Origin of the sequence: Sphingorhabdus sp. Alg239-R122, assembly GCF_900537065.1 — a bacterium.
Classification (GTDB): Bacteria; Pseudomonadota; Alphaproteobacteria; order Sphingomonadales; family Sphingomonadaceae; genus Alg239-R122.
The window spans coordinates 58,637-79,008 of record NZ_UNRC01000008.1 but is presented as its reverse complement, the minus strand read 5'-3'; the positions used below and the strand labels follow the sequence as shown (position 1 = coordinate 79,008).

Below are 20,372 nucleotides of genomic sequence, written 5' to 3'. Positions count from 1 at the left end.
GTATTACTCGGACTCTTCCATATACTGCCGCCGGGCCTCGACCATATATTCATCCATCGCCTCACGCACACCTGCCTCGTCAATCTCAACACCTGCAGATGTCAGATCGCCCAGCAATTTGCGCAGCACATCCTCATCACCCGCTTCCTCAAAGTCCGCAACAACGACAGATTTTGCATAGGCATCGGTTTCTTCTGGTGTCAGGTTCATCTTGCCCGCAGCCCAATGCCCCATAAGCTTGTTGCGGCGCGCATTTACCTTGAACTGCACTTCGGCATCACGGGCAAACTTGTTTTCAAACGCTTTTTCGCGGTCATTCATATCGGTCATATGGGTTTCCAATCTGGATCTGTATCTGAAACTGTATTGCATCCGAAATAGTGCGGCAATGCAACAGGTGCAAGGTAGAAACCGAATTAACCCATGGTGACAACCAGCTTGCCGATGGCATCACGGTTCGCCAGTTTCGTAATCGCCTTGCCTGCATCTTCAAATGCGAAGCTTTCAGATATTTTCGGGCTGATCTTACCTGCTTTCCACAGATCGAACAGTTCCTCGATATTGGCGCGATTGCCGATCGGGTCGCGTGCTGCATAAGCGCCCCAGAACACACCGCAGACGTCGCAGCTTTTCAGCAATGTGAGATTGAGCGGCAGTTTGGCAATGCCTGCGGGGAAACCGACCACCAGGAAACGGCCTTCCCATGCGATGGAACGCAGCGCAGGCTCGCTGTAATCACCGCCCACAGCGTCATAAACCACATGCGCACCTTCGGGTCCGACTGCGGCCTTGAACTGCTGGCTAAGCGCCTTGGACTGCTCCTTGTCAAATGGCTGGCGATCATAGATGACCGCTTCATCCGCGCCTGACGCTTTGGCAGCTTCTGCCTTGGCAGCACTCGATACGGCAGCAACAACCCGTGCGCCATAGGCTTTGCCCAGCTCGACAGCGGCCAGGCCGACACCGCCCGCAGCGCCCAGTACCAGCAGCGTATTGCCTTCCTGAATATGCCCGCGATCTTTCAGCGCATGAATAGAAGTGCCATATGTCATCAGCAACGAAGCCCCATGTTCGAAACTGAATTCGTCTGGCAGGTGATAGGCAGCAGCGGCCGGAACAGCTTTTTTCTCGACAAGCCCGCCAAAGCCCGTGCCGGCAATCACGCGGTCACCAACCTTGAAATCCGTCACACCCTCGCCCACAGCTTCGACGATCCCGGCTATCTCGCTACCCGGCGCAAAGGGGCGTGGGGGTTTGAGCTGGTACATATCCTGGATAATCAGCGCATCGGGAAAGTTGATGGAGCAGGCCTTGACCGCCACAAGCAGCTCGCCAGCGCCTGCAACCGGGTTGTCAATTTCGGTTATTTCGAGTGTTTCGGGGCCACCGGCAGCTTTTGACAGCAATGCACGCATATATCTTCTCCATGGATTATCGAATCTGCAGGAAACCGACATTGCATGTCCATTCTTAACTGTCCAGTTAAGAGCACCTCGTCAGCGCATGACAGGCTGTTGCCACGGCTTTTCCAACATCAGGCGTTCTTCATAGGTTGCGATCGCATCATCCTGCGCCATGGTCATGCCAACTTCATCCAGTCCGTTCATAAGGCAGTGCTTACGGAACGGATCAATCTGAAACTCGAACCTGTCCTGAAATGGCGTCGTAACGCTCTGACTATCCAGATCAATATCAACCGGGTCAGTCATCGACACTTCCATAAGCCGGTCAATCGCAGACTGCGGCAATTCAATCGTCAATATGCCGTTCTTGAACGCATTGCTGCTGAAAATATCAGAAAAACCAGAGGCAATAACCGCCGCAATGCCCATGTCGAGTAATGCCCAGGCGGCATGTTCACGGCTTGACCCGCAGCCGAAATTATCCCCGGCAATCAGTATTGGCGAGCCCGCATATTCAGGGTCATCAAAAACATTGCCTGCCTCACGCCGTACGGTTTCAAAAGCACCCTTGCCCATGCCTTCGCGCGTCGTGGTTTTAAGCCACCGGGCGGGAATAATGATATCGGTGTCGACATTTTTACGGCCGAACGGGATCGCACGACCAGACACTTTGGAAATTGCTTTCATGGGAAACGCCTAGTCTGTTTCAGGTGGCGGTGTATTTTTGCCAGGTTTTTTCGGTGTCTCATGATCCGCTTTGCGGTGTTTGCTGGCATAGAGCAAGGCGGCAGCCAAGGCGGCTGAACCTATAGCTGCGGCACCTATCTTGGCGGCATCAGACATTTTCTTTTTGTCTTTTTTTTCTTCACTCATTGCATTGTCCTATCATAATTCACGAATATCGGTAAGCCGCCCTGTCACCGCTGCTGCGGCCGCCATGGCGGGGGAAACAAGGTGGGTGCGTGCGCCCGGCCCCTGCCGCCCCACAAAATTGCGGTTGGATGTAGAAGCGCAGCGCTCTCCAGCCGGTACTTTGTCAGGATTCATACCCAGACATGCCGAACATCCCGGTTCCCGCCATTCGAATCCTGCCTCCACAAAAACACGGTCCAGGCCTTCGCGTTCCGCTTGATATTTGACAAGCCCGCTACCCGGTACGATCAGCACAGACTTGACATTACCAGCTTTGGTGCGGCCACGCACAATGTCCGCTGCAGCACGTAAATCTTCTATCCGGCTGTTGGTGCAGCTGCCGATAAAAACATGCTCGACAGGCACATCGGTCATTTTCATGCCCGGCGCGAGTCCCATATAATCCAGCGATTTTTGCGCTGCGGCCTGTTTGGACGGATCGGCAAAACTCATGGGATCAGGCACTATGCCGCCAATCGGCACAACATCTTCCGGACTGGTGCCCCATGTTACAGTCGGCTCAACATCTGCCGCGTCAATGGTGATGCTGGCATCAAAAACAGCGCCTTTGTCAGTTCTTAGCATACGCCAATGAGCAACTGCCGCGTCCCAATCTGCCCCTTGTGGCACCATGGGCCGGCCTTTCAAATAGGCAAAAGTCTTTTCATCCGGCGCAATTATTCCGGCACGCGCACCCGCTTCGATCGACATGTTGGAGACAGTAAGCCGGCCCTCGATAGACATTTCTTCAAACACGCTTCCACGGTATTCGATGACATGGCCATTGCCACCCGCTGCACCGATCGTACCGATAATATGCAACACTAGATCTTTCGGCGTCACACCTGGCCCTAACGCACCCTCAACACGGATTTCCATCGACTTGGACCGTTTGAGCAGCAATGTCTGTGTCGCCAGCACATGTTCGACCTCACTGGTGCCGATCCCAAACGCCAAAGCGCCTAGTGCACCATGCGCCGCAGTATGGCTGTCGCCGCATACCAGAGTCGTCCCGGGCAGCGTAAACCCCTGCTCCGGTCCCACAACATGGACAATGCCCTGCTCTCGGTCAGTTGCACGAATATATCTGATTCCAAATTCAGGAGCGTTGCGTTCCAACGCAGCCAATTGTGCCGCACTGTCAGGATCAGCAATTGGTATCGGTTTACCCTGCACATCGACTCGCGCTGTGGTCGGCACGTTATGATCGGGAACCGCCAGCGTCAAATCCGCACGCCGTACTTTGCGTCCGGCCATGCGCAAACCTTCAAATGCCTGCGGGCTTGTCACTTCATGTACCAAATGTCGGTCGATATAGATTAAAGCGGTGCCATCGTCACGCTGGTCAACAACATGCGCATCCCAGATTTTTTCATAGAGTGTTTTGGGCATGGGTCGGGGCATTTCCATATCGTTTTAACACAGGAGCACCGGTTTAACGGGCCTGTTCGACGATGCAAGCGATGAAGCAGTTTTTGCTTCAAAAAAAGCCACCATACGCCTATTATCTTATGCATGAGCATTCTGGCAATCATACTGACCGTAGTAGCAAGCACGCTAGCCATGGAATTTGTCGCATGGGCCAGTCACAAATATATCATGCACGGCTTTGGCTGGGGCTGGCACCGCGATCACCATGAGCCACATGACAAGGCATTTGAAAAAAATGACTTATACGGCCTGGTCGGCGCAGCGATGAGCATTTCCATGTTCGCTGTCGGTAGCCCACTCGTCATGAGCGCCTCTGCATGGGAACCTGGCACATGGATTGGCCTTGGCATCCTGTTTTACGGTATCATCTATACGTTCATTCATGATGGATTGGTGCATCAGCGCTATTTTACATGGGTGCCCAAGCACGGTTATGCGAAACGTCTGGTGCAGGCACACAAACTGCACCACGCCACAATAGGCAAAGAGGGCGGAGTGAGCTTCGGATTTGTCTTTGCGCGCGACCCGGCCAGATTGAAACAGGAGCTGAAAGCACAACGCGCAGCAGGCATTGCCGTCGTACGTGATGCCATCGGCTAATGCCGAGTACGCAACGTCAATGCTATCCCGGCAAGTATCAATATTGTCGCAGCCAGTAACCGGACAGAGATGGTTTCAGAGAGAAAAAGCACGCCGCCAAGTGCCGCGATGGCCGGGACAGAAAGTTGTACCGTACCCGCTACCGGCGCGTTCAAATATGGCAATGCGGCATACCAGATCACATAGCCAAGTGCAGATGTTATAACCCCGGAAGCAATAGCAAGCATGATGCCAACAGGTTGTGGGCTACCATCCGCCCATAGTAATATCATCAACGCAAGCGGGACAGTCCCTATGAAATTGCGTGCCGTGGCGCGTACCGGATGATCCGCACCACGCCCAAACCAACTATAAGCGCCCCATGATACCCCTGCCGCAGCCATCAACAAGCTGGGCAATATCGGTGGCGCGGCCAGCCCAGGTAATAGCAGCCAAACCAGGCCCGCAAACGCTACCACAAGTCCCGACCATTGCAGTGCATTCACCTTATGTCCCAGAGCAACTGCGATAGCCTGCATGCTGATCTGCACACAGGCAAATAGTATAAGCGCGCCTGTCGCCGCAGTCAGTTCAAGATACGCAAGCGAAAAAAATGCGGCATAGCTGAACAAAGCCAGCGCGGACTTCATGTCCGCAGCGCGCGGGATTATTGCGCCGCCGAGACGCCATCCCAACAATAGCGCAAGCACACAGGCGCCGGACAGGAGCCGGACAGATGTGAAAGTTGCCCAGTCTATTGAACCCACTGCCAACGCCGCGCGGTTCAGAATCGAATTGCCGGCAAACGCGAGCATGGCGAGCAGCGTAAGTATCGCAACCCTGAAAGCAGTAGGCTGCGCTGTGACGGACATATTCAATCGCCGCCGCGGGCAGCCCCTGACACAACCGGTCCGCCAATTTCGATAGCGTTTTTGTAATGCGGCCGCTCCATCATGCGTTTCAGATACTCGGAAAGCGCGGAATACCGGCCAAGCATGCTACCTGCATTGGCAATTTCCACTACATAGGTAAGGTTGATGTCCGCACCTGTGAAACTATCACCCACAACAAAGTCGCGGCCTTGCATATGATCATTGGCATAGCCCAGAAGCTTGGCAACTTCCCCACCCAGAAATGCTTCCATCGGGTCACTGAACCCACCAAAGCGCGGGGAAAGCAGTGTCAGTATCACCGGCATAGCCATGGACCCTTCCACCATGTGCATCCATTGCAGATAAGCACCGCGGCCTTCTTCACCGGGTGCGGGGCCGAACCTGCCCTCGCCATATGTTTCGACCAGATATTCAATAATTGCACCGCTTTCGACAATAGTCTTGTCATCGACCACCAGTACCGGCGCCTTCCCGAGTGGATGGATTGCCGCGAGATCATCCTGCGCACGGTGCGTTTCGGGATTACGGTCGTGCTGGACCAGTTCATAGTCCACGCCCATTTCCTCAAGCAGCCAGATAATCCGTGTCGAGCGCGAATAGCGCAAGTGATGAAGGGTAATGGTCATGTATATGTCGCTCCTGGATTGATGTCTTGCATCGGAGCCTAGGCGCTGTTGCCAGCGCAGACAACATATTCATCACCACGCCGTATGACGCAACTGGCACTAATGCCCCACAACCCCCAGGCTCTCAAACGGCTTTTCATTGTCACTATACTTCTCAACCAAGGTAGCGCTTGCCTTGTTCATACCGATGACCTGCACCTGCTTGCCCTCGCCCTGCAGACGCGCAACAACCTTGTCGAGCACTCCAGTTGCCGAAATGTCCCAGAAATGCGCATGGGTCACATCAATCACCACAGCATTAACATCCTCTTCGCCATACTCCATGGCCTCTGTCACAATATCGACGGAGCCAAAGAATATCTCCCCGCCAATCATGTAATGGCGTGTAGCGCCTTCAAGGCGGGTATCGGTTTTAACAAGGTTACGCACTTTTGCCGCGAACAATATGCCGCTGAGTAAAACACCAACCAGCACACCTTTGGCCAGATCATGTGTAGCAACCACAGTGATAACCGTTGCCACCATAACCGCCGTAGAAGCCTTGGGGTGGTGTGTGATTTCAGTAAATGATTTCCAGCGGAACGTGCTGATTGACACAAATATCATGACAGCAACCAATGCGGGCATCGGGATAGCGGCTACCCATGGCCCAAGCAGCACGATCAGAATAATAAGCAATATGCCGGCAAACAGCGTGGACAGCCGGTGACGGCCACCCGATTTGATGTTGATGACCGACTGACCAATCATCGCACAGCCACCCATACCGCCAATAAAGCCCGTGAAGAAATTAGCCACGCCCTGGCCATAACATTCCTGCCGCTTTGCGCTGCGTGTTTCGGTCATGTCATCAACGATTGATGCCGTCAGGAGCGATTCCAGCAAGCCAACCGCCGCCATCGCAGCCGCATAGGGTGCAATAATCTGCAAGGTTTCCAGCGTCAGCGGAATTTGCGGTAGGTGGAACATCGGCAGACTGCTCGGCAGCTTACCCATGTCACCTACTGTTGAGACATCCAATACCCAATACATGCTGACACCGGCCAACAGAACGATTGCAACCAATGGCGATGGTACGGCCTTTGTCAGACGGGGCAGCAAGTAGATAATCGCAAGGCCCGCGGCTACCATCGCATAGGTTTCAATTTTGAAGTTATCGCCGGTAAGTTGCGGCAACTGCGCCATGAAGATCAAGATCGCAAGCGCATTTACAAAGCCGGTAATCACCGAACGCGATACGAAGCGCATCAGCAAGTCGAGACGGAAAAAACCAGCTATCGCCTGAAACACGCCCATCAGTACCGTAGCCGCAAAAAGATATTCCACACCATGGTCGCGCACCAGCGGAATGACCAGCACGGCCACAGCTGCCGTTGCCGCCGAGATCATTCCCGGACGACCACCCAGTATCGCCGTAATCACGGCAATGGAAAAACTGGCATACAGCCCAACCTGTGGATCAACGCCCGCAATCAATGCAAAGCCAATAGCTTCGGGAATCAGCGCCAGTGCGACTACAAGGCCAGCCAGAAATTCGGTTTTGGGCTGGCTCAGCCAGTCGCGTTTCATCTTGCGGTGCAAGGGCATAGTGACAGTCTTTCGGAAAAGTGTTATGCTGCACTGCAGCAATATCGATGCGCGCATATGACGCATATGCAATCGTTTATCAAGACGTTTCGTTACTTCGCCCGGTAATCTGCAGTTACTGTTGCTACCGCCGCGATTTCTTCTTCATGCGCGGTTTCACGGTGCGTTTCCGCCAGTGCAGCCTTCTCCCACGCGCACATGGCAGGATGGTCAAGCATTTGCTGTGCCCAGCCATGCCCCACATCACCCACTTCAAGCCCAAAGGTGCGGACACGATAGGCTACGGGTGCATAGAACGCATCCACGGCGGTAAAATTCTTGCCTGCCAGAAATGGCCCGCCAAAGTGCTCCAGCCCTTCGGCCCAGAGCTCGGCAATACGCGCCACATCTTTGGCAAGCGCATCACTTACTTCATGTAATTCAGCCCGCACGCCCACATTCATCGGACAGATATTGCGCAGCGCTGAAAAGCCACTATGCATTTCCGCCGCCGCACAGCGAGCCCAGGTGCGGGCACCATCGTCCGTGGGCCAAACACCTTCATGCCGTTCGGCCAGATATTCGAGTATCGCCAGCGAATCCCAGACTGTGCACCCATCATCATCAAGGCATGGCACCATGCCATTGGGGGCAAACTGCCGGAATTCCTCAAAATTTGACTGGCCGGAAAATTCCACCACCTGCTCATCAAAAGGGATATCCAAGGCGCGCATCAGCACCCAGGGGCGCAGGCTCCAGCTCGAATAATTCCGGTTTGCGGTGGTGAGCGTGTATGTCATTGGGACTCCTTGGGCGAAACATAGGTTGCATCATGATGAAATGGCAGCGGTTTCTTGTCACGTATCGCTTCGAGGACCTCACCGAAACCGGTCTGCATTGGCGTCCCGAGCATTTGCTGCGCCTTGCTCGCATCATATACGCGGTCGATATAGGCTGGAAGCTGCCACCCCTGACATGCATAGAGTTCCGCAGCATCTGGAAAATAGCGTGCAATGACCGCTGGTGCATCTTCGATAAGAGCGGTTCCTTCATCCCGTGCAAAGGGAGTCGGTGCGGACAGGACAAAGGTTTCATGGCCAAGCCGCGGTGCGCACTCCAATGCTGCGAGGTGCGCACGTGCAGCGTCTTCAACGGTAAGCCGCCGGTTCAGAAACTCGTTCGCTTTCATGTTGGGTCCGGAAAGGGTGCGGTGTGTATCATCCTCTTCGGGAAAAAACCGTCCGGTGCGCAAAACCATCGCGCTAATGCCATGCAGATCGTGATATAACCGGCACAAATGTTCAGCCGCCATTTTGGTCACGCCATAGATATTGCGCGGCCTGAGCGGCCCGAAATCCTCGTCCAACCAGAATGCCTCGCGCGCGCCGCCTTCTTTACCTGCACGCACATCAGCCCGGATCATGAGCGATGTTGTGGAGGTGAAGATGAAACGGTCATGCCCAGCAACAACTGCGGCTTCGAGCAGATTGAGCGTGCCAGTGATATTGACGTCGACAAAAGCCTGTGCGGCATAGCGCGCAATGTCGGGCTTGTGCAGTGCACCGGCATGGATCACCGCTTCGATACCGTAATCGGCAAAGACGCGATCAACAATTATGCGGTCTGCTATAGTGCCAACAATGTTGGTATCCGCGCCCGGCACAACGTCCAGGCCCGTGACTTGATGTCCAGCCCCCCTTAGCATCGGGGCCAGAAAACGGCCCAGCCAACCCGATGATCCGGTGAGGAGGACATTCATCGACAAACCTGCCCTTAAACAGCCACCTCATATTCCGCCGTGGTTTGCGCAGCGACATCTTCAGCAGTCACGCCAGGTGCCAGTTCGACCAGTCTGAACACGCTGTCATGGTCGTCGCGCCGGAAAACGCACAGGTTGGTGATAATCATATCGACCACATTCTGTCCTGTCAGTGGCAGGGTGCATTCGGGAATGAACTTGGGATCGCCTGCCTTGCTCGAATGGTCCATCACGACAATGATTTTCTTGACGCCCGCGACCAGATCCATTGCACCGCCCATGCCCTTGATCATCTTTCCAGGGATCATCCAGTTGGCAATATCACCATTTTCCGCAACTTCCATCGCGCCCAGCACAGTCAGGTCGATATGCCCGCCGCGGATCATCGCAAAACTGTCAGAACTGCTGAAATAGCTCGATTGCGGCAATTCACTGATGGTCTGCTTACCCGCGTTGATCAGATCTGGATCTTCTTCACCTCCATACGGGAAAGGCCCGATACCCAGCATGCCATTTTCGGATTGCAGAGTCACTTCGACACCATCCGGGATATGATTGGCTACCAGTGTCGGGATACCAATTCCCAGATTGACATAGTAACCGTCTTCCAGCTCCTTTGCGGCGCGCGCCGCCATTTCGTTGCGGTCCCAGCCTTTTCTTGCGTCATTCATTATGCTGTCTCCCGCTCGCGTGTTGTCACGAATTCGATTTTCTTGTCATAGGGCGATCCATTAATCATGCGCTTCACATAGATGCTCGGCAGGTGAATCGCGTCAGGATCAATCTGACCAGGTTCGACAATTTCCTCGACCTCAGCCACACAGATCTTGCCTGCTGTTGCCATGGGCTGATTGAAATTACGCGCCGTCTTGCGGAACTGTAGGTTGCCGGCTGTATCCGCCCGCCAACCCTTGATAATGCACAGGTCCGCAAAAATACCGCGCTCCATGATGTACGTCTCGCCATCAAATTCCTTGTGCTCTTTGCCTTCGGCCACCTGCGTTCCAACGCCGGTCTTGGTATAAAAGCCAGGGATACCCGCACCACCCGCACGGCAGCGTTCCGCGAGCGTGCCTTGTGGACAAAACTCAACTTCCAGTTCACCAGCCAGAAACTGCCGTTCAAATTCCTTATTCTCACCCACATAGCTGGAGATCATTTTCTTTACTTGCCGCGTACGCAGCAGCTTGCCCAACCCTTCACCATCAATACCCGCATTATTGGAGGCTATTGTGAGATCCTTCACCCCGCTATCACGGATCGCATCGATCAGGCGCTCGGGAATGCCACTCAGGCCAAAGCCGCCCGCACAAATGGTCATGCCGTCAAACAGCAGGCCATCAAGCGCTGCGGCCGCATCAGGGTAGATTTTCTTCATAGGGGGGACACCTTTTTTACCGAATTTCACCACTTCATAACGAGGATTGGTCGCCGCCGCAATCATACGTATGCCACATACATTAAAAGTTTTTAATTCGTCGGAATATGTCGATGTCTTGGTAAGTCCTACGAAAGATGATACTGTGTAAAATATTGTAACAGAGGAATATTTATGGCGAGCTCGCATATTATCGCACGAGGGACAGACGGCTATTACCATCCTGAAAATGAAGACGATGTCATCGCACTGGTCAAGTACGCAGCGGAAAACGCCTTACAGGTACGTGTACGCGGTGCAGGACATTCGGTTGGCTGGAGCATTTTTACCGATCCCGTAGACGGCAGGCCGCAGAATATGATTTGCGAAACAGAGCCACCTGTGGGACCCAATATCAATATTGCTCTAGATCAGATGTATGCGCTGGACTGGATTGATGAGGCCGGCGGCATTGCCGAGGCCGAAGCGGGCATCCATCTGGGCAAGGTGCCGGACGATCCATTTGGCGTTTCGACACAGGAAAACAGCCTGTTGTACCAGCTTTACCAGAAAGGCTGGGCAATAAATGACCTTGGCGGGATTACACACCAAACGATAAGCGGCTTTACCGCTACAGGATCTGCGGGTGGGTCGCTCACTTACTCGCTCGACAATGTTATCGCTTTTCGTGTGGTTGACGGTACGGGCAATATTACCTGGGTTGAAAAGGGCGATGCAGAATTTGACGCCATGTCGCTGTCGCTTGGTCTACTCGGCATTGTCACCAAGGTACGCCTCAAACTCGCGCCTATGTATAATATTTACGGGCAGGAAGTGACCACATCGATCACCAAAACGGATTGCCCGATCGACCTGTTTGGACCTGGTGATGCGACCCAGCCATCCATGCGTCGCTTTTTCGAAATGACACCCTATAGCCGAATGATGTGGTGGCCGCAGAAAAAGACCGAACGTGTTGTCATATGGCAAGCTGTGCGTAACCCCGCTGCACAGCCTGAAGCTTTTATGCCCGCGCCTTATCAGGAATTTACCCCTGACCTTGGCGGACAGGCGGAACAACTGCTCGCTTCCATATTCTTCACCACATTAGGGAATAATTCTATTTTTCAGGAAATGCCCAAAATAGGGCGTAATTTCAAACAGTTTAGGAGCAACGTCGCCAAGCTATGGTCAGATAAAATAGGCGGCTTTCTGGCGTCTTTTCTGTCGTGGCTTATTACAGTTGTTATCGGCATCATAATGATGATTCCAATCATTATATTCGCGTTGTTCCCATCGATTATCCGCGCATTATTTCCTTATGCCCTACCCATATTTCAACCCATGACCAAACCCGGCAAACCTACCATGTTTCAGGATTATTATTGGCGTAGCCTGTGCATGGATAACACTGCCGATGATGTCATGATGGGCACAGAGTTCACCGAAATATGGATTCCCATCCAACATAGCGAACGCGCCATGAACCTGCTCAACGATATGTTTGATACGGCCGGTTCCCCTGCGACGGGATATTATGCCACCGAAGTCTATGGCGGCGCACCTAGCAGCGCATGGCTGCACCCGGCCTATACTGATGGCAGTGATGAATACTGCCATGGTTGTGTACGCTTTGATGTGTTCTGGTACCGTAATAATGACAGTGACCCCAACCTGAAGCACGCGTTTTTTCAGCAGTACTGGAATGTTTTTCTGGACAATAATGTACCATTCCGGCTGCACTGGGGCAAATTTGTCCCCGGATATGATTTCCCGTTCTGGGCCAGGTACTATCAAGACAACCTGCCAAAGCTCGCAAACTTCCTTACCTTGCGCGCGGCGCGCGACCCGCATAATATATTCTTTACCGAATACTGGCAGTTACGCCTGATGGGGAGAACACTGTCTTAAACAGGGTATTCTATAGCTTCATGCCCAGCAAGACGCCTAGATCAGCAAGCGCCTGCTCTCCGCTGGCCACCTTGATGGCTACCATGCCCATTGCCGCGGCAGGTTTGCAGTTGATGCCCAGGTCATCCAGGTAGACGCACTGGTCAGGCATGACATCCAGCACATCGCACATCATCCGGTAGATACGCGGGTTAGGTTTGCGGATACCCGCTTTCGAGCTTTCGATAATATGGTCGAATCGCGCCATGATACCGGCAATCTCAGCCGCTTTTTCCTCTGTCACCGCCATGCCAGCGCCTTTGCCCGATGGTACATTATTGGTGATGCAACCCAGCCTATATCCGCGCTCCTTCAGATCATCTAGTGCGGCTACCATGGCGGGTCTTACGTCTCCTGCAAGACAGGCCAACACGTCTGCACCTTTGAGCTCGACCCCGAGCACTGCAGCTTCCTCTGCAAAAGCCGCATCAAAAGCCGCTGCATCGATTTCTGCCCGCTCAAACCGTGCCCAGGCATTGCTGTCGGGATTTGCCGAATTGATCCGCCGTACCGTATCTTTCGGCAGTCCGCGCTCTGCCTCCATACGGTTAAACGCCTCAAACGGAGACGAGGTAATCACCCCGCCAAAATCGAAAATGATGGTCGTGATCCTGCTCATGGATAATTCAGCTTCAGCCCTTCACGCGGCCAGTCCATTTTGACAAGCCGCCCGGTGGCAGACAGGGTGATATAGGCGGTGCGTAGATCGGGTCCGCCAAAGCATATATTTGTGGTGAATGGGTCGTCTGTCGCCACAAATTCAACCAGTTCGCCGTCCGGTGAAATCACGCTGATGCCGCATTCACCGATCGTCGCCACACAGATATTGCCATCGCCATCTACAGCCAGGCTGTCAAAAAACCTGTATCCTGCCGGAGAATATAAAAACTGTCCGCTATCTCCCAAAAGGCCCTGATCAAAAATGACTTCTCCTGGTTCACCTATATTATAGACATAGAGTTTGCAGGTATAGGTTTCGGCCACATAAAGTCGTTTTCCATCCGGAGACAGGCCAATGCCATTGGGGTTTTCGGACGGGAAAATCACCTCCTTCAAAAGGCTTCCATCCGCCTTTGCATAAAATACCCCGGTTACATCACGCTCACGCGGACGGTTCTTACCATGGTCAGTGAACCAGAAGCCGCCCGCCTGATCGAACACGATGTCATTGGGACCGCGCAGACTGCATCCAAAGTCGCCATCTTTATAAAGAATCTCGACCTCGCCCGTACCGATATCAATCCGTTCAATCCGTCCGCCTGAATAATCGTCCGATTGGCCATGAGGAACGAGGAAAGGTGCTTCGTCAGTGCCGCCATTTATATAATGAAAGCCACCGTTGTTGCAGATATATAGCTTGCCATCAGGGCCAATCGCCGCGCCATTGGGGCCGCCGCCCGGTGTGGCAATAACCGACTTTGTCCCATCTTCGGCCACGCGCGTAATGCGTCCTGCCTCTATTTCGACCAGTACCACGCTGCCATCCGCCATCGCGATGGGCCCCTCTGGAAAACGAAGTCCGCTTGCTACTAATTCCATGGCATTCCTCCTTTTGTACTGCTCTTGGCAAAGCAGCGCTTTGACATGCCTGCATTATTATTTTCACTTTATGCAGATGACTGTCATTGCCCCGCCGCGTCAACTGTTTTAGGGATTTGGTTGCACAAGAAACCAGCGATCCGGAGTCCCTGCAATGACAGTCAGCTATCCCAAAAAACTACCTATGCATATTGACGGCGAATGGCTGGAGACAGGATCGCGCGATACGCATATGGTCATCAATCCGGCGACAGGCGAGACAATCGCTCAGCTTCCGCTCGCCACCAAAGATGACCTTGACCGCGCACTGGAGGCCAGCGAAACCGGCTTTGCCGAGTGGCGCGCACGTGACGTAAACGAACGCGGTGCGATATTGCGACAGGTGGCGCAGAACTTGCGCGAGCGCGTCAAGGATATCGCTCCCCTGCTCACGATGGAACAAGGCAAGCCGCTACGTGAAGCGATGGGCGAAATACTGGGTTCAGCAGGGCTGTTCGAATGGTTCGCCGAAGAAGCCAAGCGCAGCTATGGCCGCGTTCTGGTGCGTCAGCCTGGACAGCGCTCGGTCGTGCTGGGTCAGCCCGTGGGACCGGTGGCAGCATTCAGCCCGTGGAACTTCCCGCTTTTCCTGATGGCACGCAAGCTGGCTCCGGCACTCGCCGCCGGCTGCTCCATCATCTGCAAGCCCCCCGAAGAAACGCCTGCTTGCGCTGTCGCGTTGATGCAGTGCGTTATCGATGCGGGTGTGCCTGGCAATGTGGCACAGCTGGTATTCGGCGTTCCTGATATGGTGAGCAGCCACCTGATCGCATCACCCATTATCCGCAAAGTCAGCTTCACCGGCTCGGTTCCGGTTGGCAAGCATCTAATTAAATTGTGCGCAGACACAGTCAAACGCCACACCATGGAACTGGGCGGGCACGCGCCTGTGCTGGTGTTCGACGATTGCGATCTTGATCGCACGTTGGATATCATCCAGCCGCAAAAATTCCGCAATGCAGGTCAAGTCTGTGTGAGCCCGACACGTTTTTACGTGCAATCAGGTATTTATAACCGGTTCGTGGACGAATTCACCAAACGTACCGAAGCGATGCAGGTCGGCAGCGGAATGGATGATGCCTCGCAAATCGGACCGCTGGCAAATATCCGCCGTCCCGATGCAATTGAGCAGTTAGTCAGCGATGCTCGCGACAAGGGTGCGCGCGTTACAACTGGTGGTGACCGAATAGGCAATGAAGGCTTTTTCTTCCGCCCTACCGTGCTGGCCGATGTACCGCTGGAAGCGCAGATCATGAATAATGAACCGTTCGGGCCCGTTGCCATGATGCGGCCATTTGACACATTCGACGAAGCGATTGAACAGGCCAACCGCCTGCCGTTTGGATTGGCGGCCTTTGCCTTTAGTGAAAACGGGCGACAGGCAAATAAACTGGGTGACATGATTGAGGCCGGGATGGTCGGCATCAATACTGTTGGCATCAGCGGTGTTGATACACCGTTTGGCGGGATGAAACAGTCCGGCTATGGCAGCGAAGATGCCATTGAAGGCTTGGAAGCCTATCTCGTCACCAAAGCCGTGCATCAGGCATAAGGAAATCTGCATGACCGACACACGCACTGGCGGCCGCATATTAGTGGATCAGCTTGTCACGCAAGGCTGTAACCGGCTGTTTACTGTTCCGGGAGAGAGCTTTCTTGCCGTGCTGGACGCGCTGCATGATGCGCCCGAAATCGAAACCATAGTCTGCCGTCAGGAAGGCGGGGTTACATTTATGGCCGCCGCTGATGGTGCCATGATACAGCAGCCCGGCATCGCCTTCGTAACCCGCGGCCCTGGCGCAACCAATGCGAGTATCGGCGTGCATGTCGCGATGCAGGACAGCATTCCGATGATCCTGTTTATCGGCGATGTTGCACGCGGCGACCGCGACCGCGAAGGGTTTCAGGAAGTCGACCTGCCCGCCATGTTCGCACCACTTTCCAAATGGAGTACGCGGATCGAAGATGCCGCACGCATTCCCGAATATATCGCCCGCGCCTATAGCGTCGCCATGTCGGGCCGCCCTGGCCCTGTCGTTATCGCACTCCCTGAAGACATGCTGTGCGATGAGGTGGAAGCGCTGGACCGCCCGAAAATCAACGCACCTGCCCAGCCGCTTTGCCCCGATGCCATGATCGCGCTCACCGACCTGCTCGCTGATGCGACTGACCCGATCGCCATTATCGGCGGTGCGGGCTGGACACCCAAGGCGCGTGACCATTTCCAGCAGTTTGCTGAAAATATCGGCCTGCCAGTGGCGGCGGCTTTCCGGCGGCAGGATGCAATAGCCAATGACAGCAGCGTCTATGCCGGGAACCTGGGCTATGGCCCGAACCCCAAGCTCATTGAGCGTGTCAAAAATGCCGATTTGGTGCTGGCGGTAGGTGCAAGGCTCGGCGAAGCTACGACTGATGGCTTTACACTCATCACGCCGGACCATCCCGGCCAGACACTGGTGCATGTCCACCCGGACCCCAATGAACTGGATCATATCTACCGCACTGACCTGCCGATCTGCGCAGACATGAATGAATTTGCCGAAAGTGCGGCGCTATGGGACCATGACCTGCTTAGTTTCGATGCGGGCGCTCAGGCGCATGCCGAATGGCTGGAATGGTCCACACCAAGGCCAAGCGGAGCCATGCTCGATCTTGGTCAGTGCGTTGCTACCATGCGCGACACCCTCTCGCTCGACAGCATTATCTGCAACGGCGCGGGCAATTTTTCCGGTTGGTGGCATCGCTATTGGCATTATGGCCAGATGCCGAGCCAACTCGCACCAACTGCAGGCGCAATGGGATACGGTGTCCCCGCCGCCGTTGCCGCCGCGCTGCGCCATCCTGAACGTACAGTGATTGCAGTAGCAGGTGACGGCGATTTCCTGATGAATGGACAAGAACTCGCCACTGCTGCACAATATGGTTGTAATATGTTGGTGATTATCGTCGACAACAGCACATACGGCACAATCCGCATGCATCAGGAGCGCGAATACCCCACGCGGCTATCAGGTACAGACCTCAAAAACCCTGACTTCGCCCTGTTCGGCAAATCCTTTGGTGCATGGACGGTGACGGTGGAGAAAACTGAAGAATTTGCCCCTGCCCTTGCCGAAGCAATGCAGCATAAAGGTATCAAGCTACTGCACCTGAAAACCGACATCGAACAGATCGCCGCCAGCGGCGTGACGGTAAGTGGTTTGCGCAACAAATGACGGTTATGAGGATGTTTGTACCGGACAAGGTGCAAATTTTTCATATGTCCGCGTGGAAAATTCCAGCACGACCAACTCACAACGACCATCCAAACTGGTCGTAAAAGCCAGACTACTACCATCCGGTGAATATGTCGGCATACCAAATGACTTTGTGCCAGCAGGTTTCAGAATGTATCTTTGCGCACTCCCGCGCTCGACGATAATATCGCGGCCGGAAAAATAGGCTTTGCCAATACCGTCAGGCGACAAGATAGCCTCTGCCTGGCTATAGCTCAAAATATTACTGCCATTTTGGGAACCAGTAACGGTCAGGAATAGCATCGCTGTCAAAGCCGTAAGGACAGGACGAGATAACAATGACCTGCGCCTATCTTCATCCGTAGCAACCCAACCAATCCACCGATACCCCTTCCGCGGCACAGTTTCAATGAACCGAGGCATGCGTGCATCATCCCCCAATGCGTTCCTGATTGACCATAGCGCCTGGTTGATACCTTTTTCACCAGTAAGGCGGTTGCCCTCCCATATTTGATCGATCAGTTCCGACCGTAAAACCAGTGCTGGTTTGGCATCCATCAAGCATTTTAGAACTTGTACGGACCTGTTTTGCAAAACAAAGCGCTGTGCACCGCGCCGAATTTCCCGACGGCGATAGTTTATTTTGAACTTGCCGGATATCTCGGGATTCGGCCAATTTGCAATTTTCGTCAGCATGAAAAGACAATAATAGATTTTCAGCCAATTGCGAAATCCATCTATTGAACCACCATATTTTTCGACAGGAGGTCCATGTGATCAGTTTTATATCCCCCGTTCTTTTTGCGACTGCGCTGACAGCCGCTGGCACAGCAATTCCGGTACAAATGGCGGATGGCCAAATTCGCGGAGAAAGTATATCTGACTATGAATTTGCATGGTCGCAGTGCAGTTTTCAAAATGGCGAATGGCAAGCTGGCGAACCCTTGACCGAAGAGGCCACGATTATCGGTAAGCACATATTGCGCATCGAACATACATCAAAACTGCCCAACGATATCAGTAATAAGGCTGTATACTATATTGATCGTTCGTCGCTTGCACCGCTCCGCACAGAACGGACATTCAAGGCACCCAGCGGAGAAGTATTGGCTCATCAGCAATGGGTATTTGATGATAATGGCTATAAGGCAAATATCTTTCAACAAGGCAAAAACATTGAAAAAGAAGGCATGCTATCATCAAAAATGTATGATGCGATGATCTTGGGAATACCGCTTTCAGCGCTAGATTTTACCAAAGGCTCCTATAGTTTGCAGGCACTTATGACCAACTTTAATGCCTCTTATATGATTACTGCTAGCAAGGTTGGAGAAGAAGTGATCGAGCATAATGGTCAGGAAGTGGCAGTAAACTGGATTGATGTGAAATGGCTGCACGAACAGATTGGGGATGTGTACCCACCAGGGCCCAATGCCAGTGGCGGCAGGTACTGGATTACAAAAAACAAAGTCAGAAATTTTCCGCGCGTGATCCGTTATCAAACAGATAGTTACGCAATCGAATTTTTGCCCAAAACGTGTCCTGTGATAGATAAAACCTTGGAAGGTTGATGGAACCTATCTGGCCATATCCATAATTTCATCCCACTCAGCCTTTGATACTGGCGCGACGGACAGTCGGGACTGCCGGATTATTGCAAGGTCTTTCAGTCCAGGATTTTGCTTCATGGCCTTGAGCGATACTGGGTTATCCAGCTTACCTACCGGTTTGACTTTTACCGCGACCCAGCGGCCTGTATCGTCAAAGGGGTCAGGGAAATGCTCTTCGGTCACTTCGGCAATGCCGACTATCTCCAACCCCTGGCGTGAATGGTAGAAAAACGCCTCATCGCCATTCTTCATGGCTTTTAAGTTATTTGAAGCCTGGGCATTTTTCACACCGTCCCATGTCCCTTCTTTTTCCGCAATAAGGTCGTCCCAGCTATAAGCATCGGGTTCAGATTTGATAAGCCAATAGGATTTCGCCATGAATTTGATCTCCATCATATAATGTGCTGCCGAACCCTGATAATTAATCAGCGTTCACTCTAGTGCAAATCTGTTCTACCGTCGCTATAGAGACAGCGTAAACGACATAATAAAGAGATTAAAGATGAAAGAACTTCCCGTCCTATCGCTTGCCGATAATCCAGCAAAGTTTTCACAGGAAATCGGCCAGAGCTTCCAGAACTTCGGTTTTGCCCTTGTGCGCGATCACGGGCTTGATGCCAGCCTGGTAACGCAGGCATGGGAAAAGACACGTGAATTTTTTGACCTGCCCGAAGAGGAAAAACGCCAGTATCTAATCGAAGGCAGCGGCGGCGCGCGCGGCTATACCGCTTTTGGCACTGAAATCGCCAAGGATGCCGACAAGCATGACTTGAAGGAATTTTGGCATGTCGGACGCGAACTACCTGAAGGACACCCGCTTTCCGACAGTATGCCACCCAATGTCTGGCCACCTCACCCTGAAGGGTTCCGTGAGACATTCGCTCCGCTATTCGCCGAATTTGACCGGGTCGGGAATATCATCCTGTCGCGTATTGCCGTGTACCTGGGGCTGGAAGACGACTGGTTCGAAAAAGGCGTGGAGGATGGCAACAGCGTGATGCGCCTGCTCCACTATCCACCGATCAAAGATGCAGAGCCTGGTGCCATCCGTGCAGGTGCACATGAAGATATCAATCTCATCACCTTGCTACTGGGCGCGGAGGAAGCCGGATTGCAGCTCCTCACCCGTGAAGGCAAATGGATTCCTGCTAATCCGCCTGAAGGTGCGTTGGTTATCAACGTGGGTGATATGCTGCAGCGGCTGACCAACCATGTGCTGCCATCCACCACGCACCGTGTCATTAACCCGTCCAGCGAACGCGCACAGCACAGTCGTTATTCTATGCCGTTTTTCCTGCACCTGCGTTCAGACTTCCCGATAGCAACGCTACCTGGCACAATCAGCGAGGGTAATCCAAACCGCTATCCCGAACCGATCCTTGCTGATGATTATTTGCAGGAGAGGCTCCGCGAAATCGGGTTGAAATAGGCCACTTCTTCAAACAGAAAAGGCCTCGCCATGAGAGCGAGGC

22 protein-coding genes are annotated in these 20,372 nt (G+C 53.4%); 6 read left to right on the top strand and 16 right to left on the bottom strand.

What is annotated here, in order from left to right; translation table 11 throughout:
- Window positions 1-3 precede the first annotated feature (3 nt).
- The 5 genes from G6Q15_RS09520 to leuC form a co-directional block, all read right to left on the bottom strand.
- Complete coding sequence (locus G6Q15_RS09520; protein ID WP_164118149.1) at window positions 4-330, bottom strand: DUF1476 domain-containing protein; 327 nt, start codon at window positions 328-330, stop codon at window positions 4-6.
- An 86-nt stretch (window positions 331-416) separates the two neighbouring features.
- Window positions 417-1,415, bottom strand: a complete 999-nt coding sequence (locus G6Q15_RS09515; protein ID WP_164118146.1) for an NADPH:quinone oxidoreductase family protein — start codon at window positions 1,413-1,415, stop codon at window positions 417-419.
- A gap of 81 nt (window positions 1,416-1,496) precedes the next feature.
- Window positions 1,497-2,090 (bottom strand): 3-isopropylmalate dehydratase small subunit, encoded by a 594-nt coding sequence (gene leuD / locus G6Q15_RS09510; protein ID WP_164118145.1) that lies wholly within the window; start codon window positions 2,088-2,090, stop codon window positions 1,497-1,499.
- Between the two features lie 9 nt (window positions 2,091-2,099).
- Window positions 2,100-2,276: an isopropylmalate isomerase gene (locus G6Q15_RS09505; protein WP_164118142.1), complete on the bottom strand. Its 177-nt coding sequence runs from the start codon at window positions 2,274-2,276 to the stop codon at window positions 2,100-2,102.
- Window positions 2,277-2,288: 12 nt separating this feature from the next.
- Window positions 2,289-3,707 carry a 3-isopropylmalate dehydratase large subunit gene (gene leuC / locus G6Q15_RS09500; RefSeq protein ID WP_164118141.1) on the bottom strand — a complete coding sequence of 473 codons (1,419 nt, stop codon included), beginning with the start codon at window positions 3,705-3,707 and terminating at the stop codon, window positions 2,289-2,291.
- 123 nt (window positions 3,708-3,830) lie between these two features.
- On the opposite strand from leuC, the gene G6Q15_RS09495 reads away from it, so the two are divergent.
- Window positions 3,831-4,346 (top strand): sterol desaturase family protein, encoded by a 516-nt coding sequence (locus tag G6Q15_RS09495; protein WP_164118139.1) that lies wholly within the window; start codon window positions 3,831-3,833, stop codon window positions 4,344-4,346.
- On the opposite strand, the gene G6Q15_RS09490 is transcribed toward G6Q15_RS09495, so the two are convergent.
- The 7 genes from G6Q15_RS09490 to G6Q15_RS09460 all read right to left on the bottom strand — a co-directional run bounded on the left by G6Q15_RS09490 (window position 4,343) and on the right by G6Q15_RS09460 (window position 10,547).
- Complete coding sequence (locus tag G6Q15_RS09490) at window positions 4,343-5,197, bottom strand: DMT family transporter (protein WP_164118137.1); 855 nt, start codon at window positions 5,195-5,197, stop codon at window positions 4,343-4,345. The genes G6Q15_RS09495 and G6Q15_RS09490 overlap by 4 nt on opposite strands.
- Window positions 5,198-5,199: 2 nt before the next feature.
- On the bottom strand, window positions 5,200-5,844 hold the full coding sequence (locus tag G6Q15_RS09485; protein WP_164118135.1) for a glutathione S-transferase family protein: 645 nt from the start codon (window positions 5,842-5,844) through the stop codon (window positions 5,200-5,202).
- Window positions 5,845-5,943: 99 nt separating this feature from the next.
- Window positions 5,944-7,431 carry a SulP family inorganic anion transporter gene (locus G6Q15_RS09480; protein WP_164118188.1) on the bottom strand — a complete coding sequence of 496 codons (1,488 nt, stop codon included), beginning with the start codon at window positions 7,429-7,431 and terminating at the stop codon, window positions 5,944-5,946.
- A 92-nt stretch (window positions 7,432-7,523) separates the two neighbouring features.
- Window positions 7,524-8,210, bottom strand: coding sequence for a glutathione S-transferase family protein (locus G6Q15_RS09475; RefSeq protein WP_164118133.1), 687 nt, complete (start codon window positions 8,208-8,210; stop codon window positions 7,524-7,526).
- Window positions 8,207-9,169 carry an NAD(P)-dependent oxidoreductase gene (locus tag G6Q15_RS09470; protein WP_164118130.1) on the bottom strand — a complete coding sequence of 321 codons (963 nt, stop codon included), beginning with the start codon at window positions 9,167-9,169 and terminating at the stop codon, window positions 8,207-8,209. The genes G6Q15_RS09475 and G6Q15_RS09470 overlap by 4 nt, the downstream gene beginning before the upstream one ends.
- Before the next feature lie 14 nt (window positions 9,170-9,183).
- Window positions 9,184-9,840, bottom strand: a complete 657-nt coding sequence (locus G6Q15_RS09465; RefSeq protein WP_164118128.1) for a 3-oxoacid CoA-transferase subunit B — start codon at window positions 9,838-9,840, stop codon at window positions 9,184-9,186.
- Entirely contained in the window at window positions 9,840-10,547 is a 708-nt protein-coding gene (locus G6Q15_RS09460) for a CoA transferase subunit A (RefSeq protein WP_164118126.1), read from the bottom strand. Before G6Q15_RS09460 ends, G6Q15_RS09465 begins: the two co-directional genes overlap by 1 nt.
- 174 nt (window positions 10,548-10,721) lie before the next feature.
- Here G6Q15_RS09460 and G6Q15_RS09455 point away from each other — a divergent pair, with 174 nt between their 5' ends.
- Window positions 10,722-12,437 (top strand): FAD-binding oxidoreductase, encoded by a 1,716-nt coding sequence (locus G6Q15_RS09455; RefSeq protein WP_164118124.1) that lies wholly within the window; start codon window positions 10,722-10,724, stop codon window positions 12,435-12,437.
- 10 nt (window positions 12,438-12,447) lie between these two features.
- On the opposite strand, the gene G6Q15_RS09450 is transcribed toward G6Q15_RS09455, so the two are convergent.
- Window positions 12,448-13,095: an HAD-IA family hydrolase gene (locus G6Q15_RS09450; protein ID WP_164118122.1), complete on the bottom strand. Its 648-nt coding sequence runs from the start codon at window positions 13,093-13,095 to the stop codon at window positions 12,448-12,450.
- Window positions 13,092-14,015 carry an SMP-30/gluconolactonase/LRE family protein gene (locus G6Q15_RS09445; protein ID WP_164118120.1) on the bottom strand — a complete coding sequence of 308 codons (924 nt, stop codon included), beginning with the start codon at window positions 14,013-14,015 and terminating at the stop codon, window positions 13,092-13,094. The genes G6Q15_RS09450 and G6Q15_RS09445 overlap by 4 nt, the downstream gene beginning before the upstream one ends.
- A 154-nt stretch (window positions 14,016-14,169) precedes the next feature.
- Between G6Q15_RS09445 and G6Q15_RS09440 the strand changes: the two genes are divergently transcribed.
- Together G6Q15_RS09440 and G6Q15_RS09435 are read left to right on the top strand one after the other, a co-directional pair.
- Window positions 14,170-15,606: an NAD-dependent succinate-semialdehyde dehydrogenase gene (locus G6Q15_RS09440; protein ID WP_164118118.1), complete on the top strand. Its 1,437-nt coding sequence runs from the start codon at window positions 14,170-14,172 to the stop codon at window positions 15,604-15,606.
- Between the two features lie 10 nt (window positions 15,607-15,616).
- Entirely contained in the window at window positions 15,617-17,269 is a 1,653-nt protein-coding gene (locus G6Q15_RS09435) for a thiamine pyrophosphate-binding protein (RefSeq protein ID WP_164118116.1), read from the top strand.
- A 3-nt stretch (window positions 17,270-17,272) separates the two neighbouring features.
- On the opposite strand, the gene G6Q15_RS09430 is transcribed toward G6Q15_RS09435, so the two are convergent.
- A complete protein-coding gene (locus G6Q15_RS09430) occupies window positions 17,273-17,986 on the bottom strand; it encodes a winged helix-turn-helix domain-containing protein (protein ID WP_275897598.1) in 714 nt (237 codons plus the stop codon).
- A gap of 77 nt (window positions 17,987-18,063) precedes the next feature.
- Here G6Q15_RS09430 and G6Q15_RS09425 point away from each other — a divergent pair, with 77 nt between their 5' ends.
- A complete protein-coding gene (locus G6Q15_RS09425) occupies window positions 18,064-18,861 on the top strand; it encodes a hypothetical protein (protein ID WP_164118112.1) in 798 nt (265 codons plus the stop codon).
- 6 nt (window positions 18,862-18,867) lie between these two features.
- On the opposite strand, the gene G6Q15_RS09420 is transcribed toward G6Q15_RS09425, so the two are convergent.
- Window positions 18,868-19,278, bottom strand: a complete 411-nt coding sequence (locus G6Q15_RS09420) for an EVE domain-containing protein (RefSeq protein WP_164118110.1) — start codon at window positions 19,276-19,278, stop codon at window positions 18,868-18,870.
- Between the two features lie 124 nt (window positions 19,279-19,402).
- Here G6Q15_RS09420 and G6Q15_RS09415 point away from each other — a divergent pair, with 124 nt between their 5' ends.
- Window positions 19,403-20,329, top strand: a complete 927-nt coding sequence (locus G6Q15_RS09415) for an isopenicillin N synthase family oxygenase (protein WP_164118108.1) — start codon at window positions 19,403-19,405, stop codon at window positions 20,327-20,329.
- Window positions 20,330-20,372: the final 43 nt, after the last annotated feature.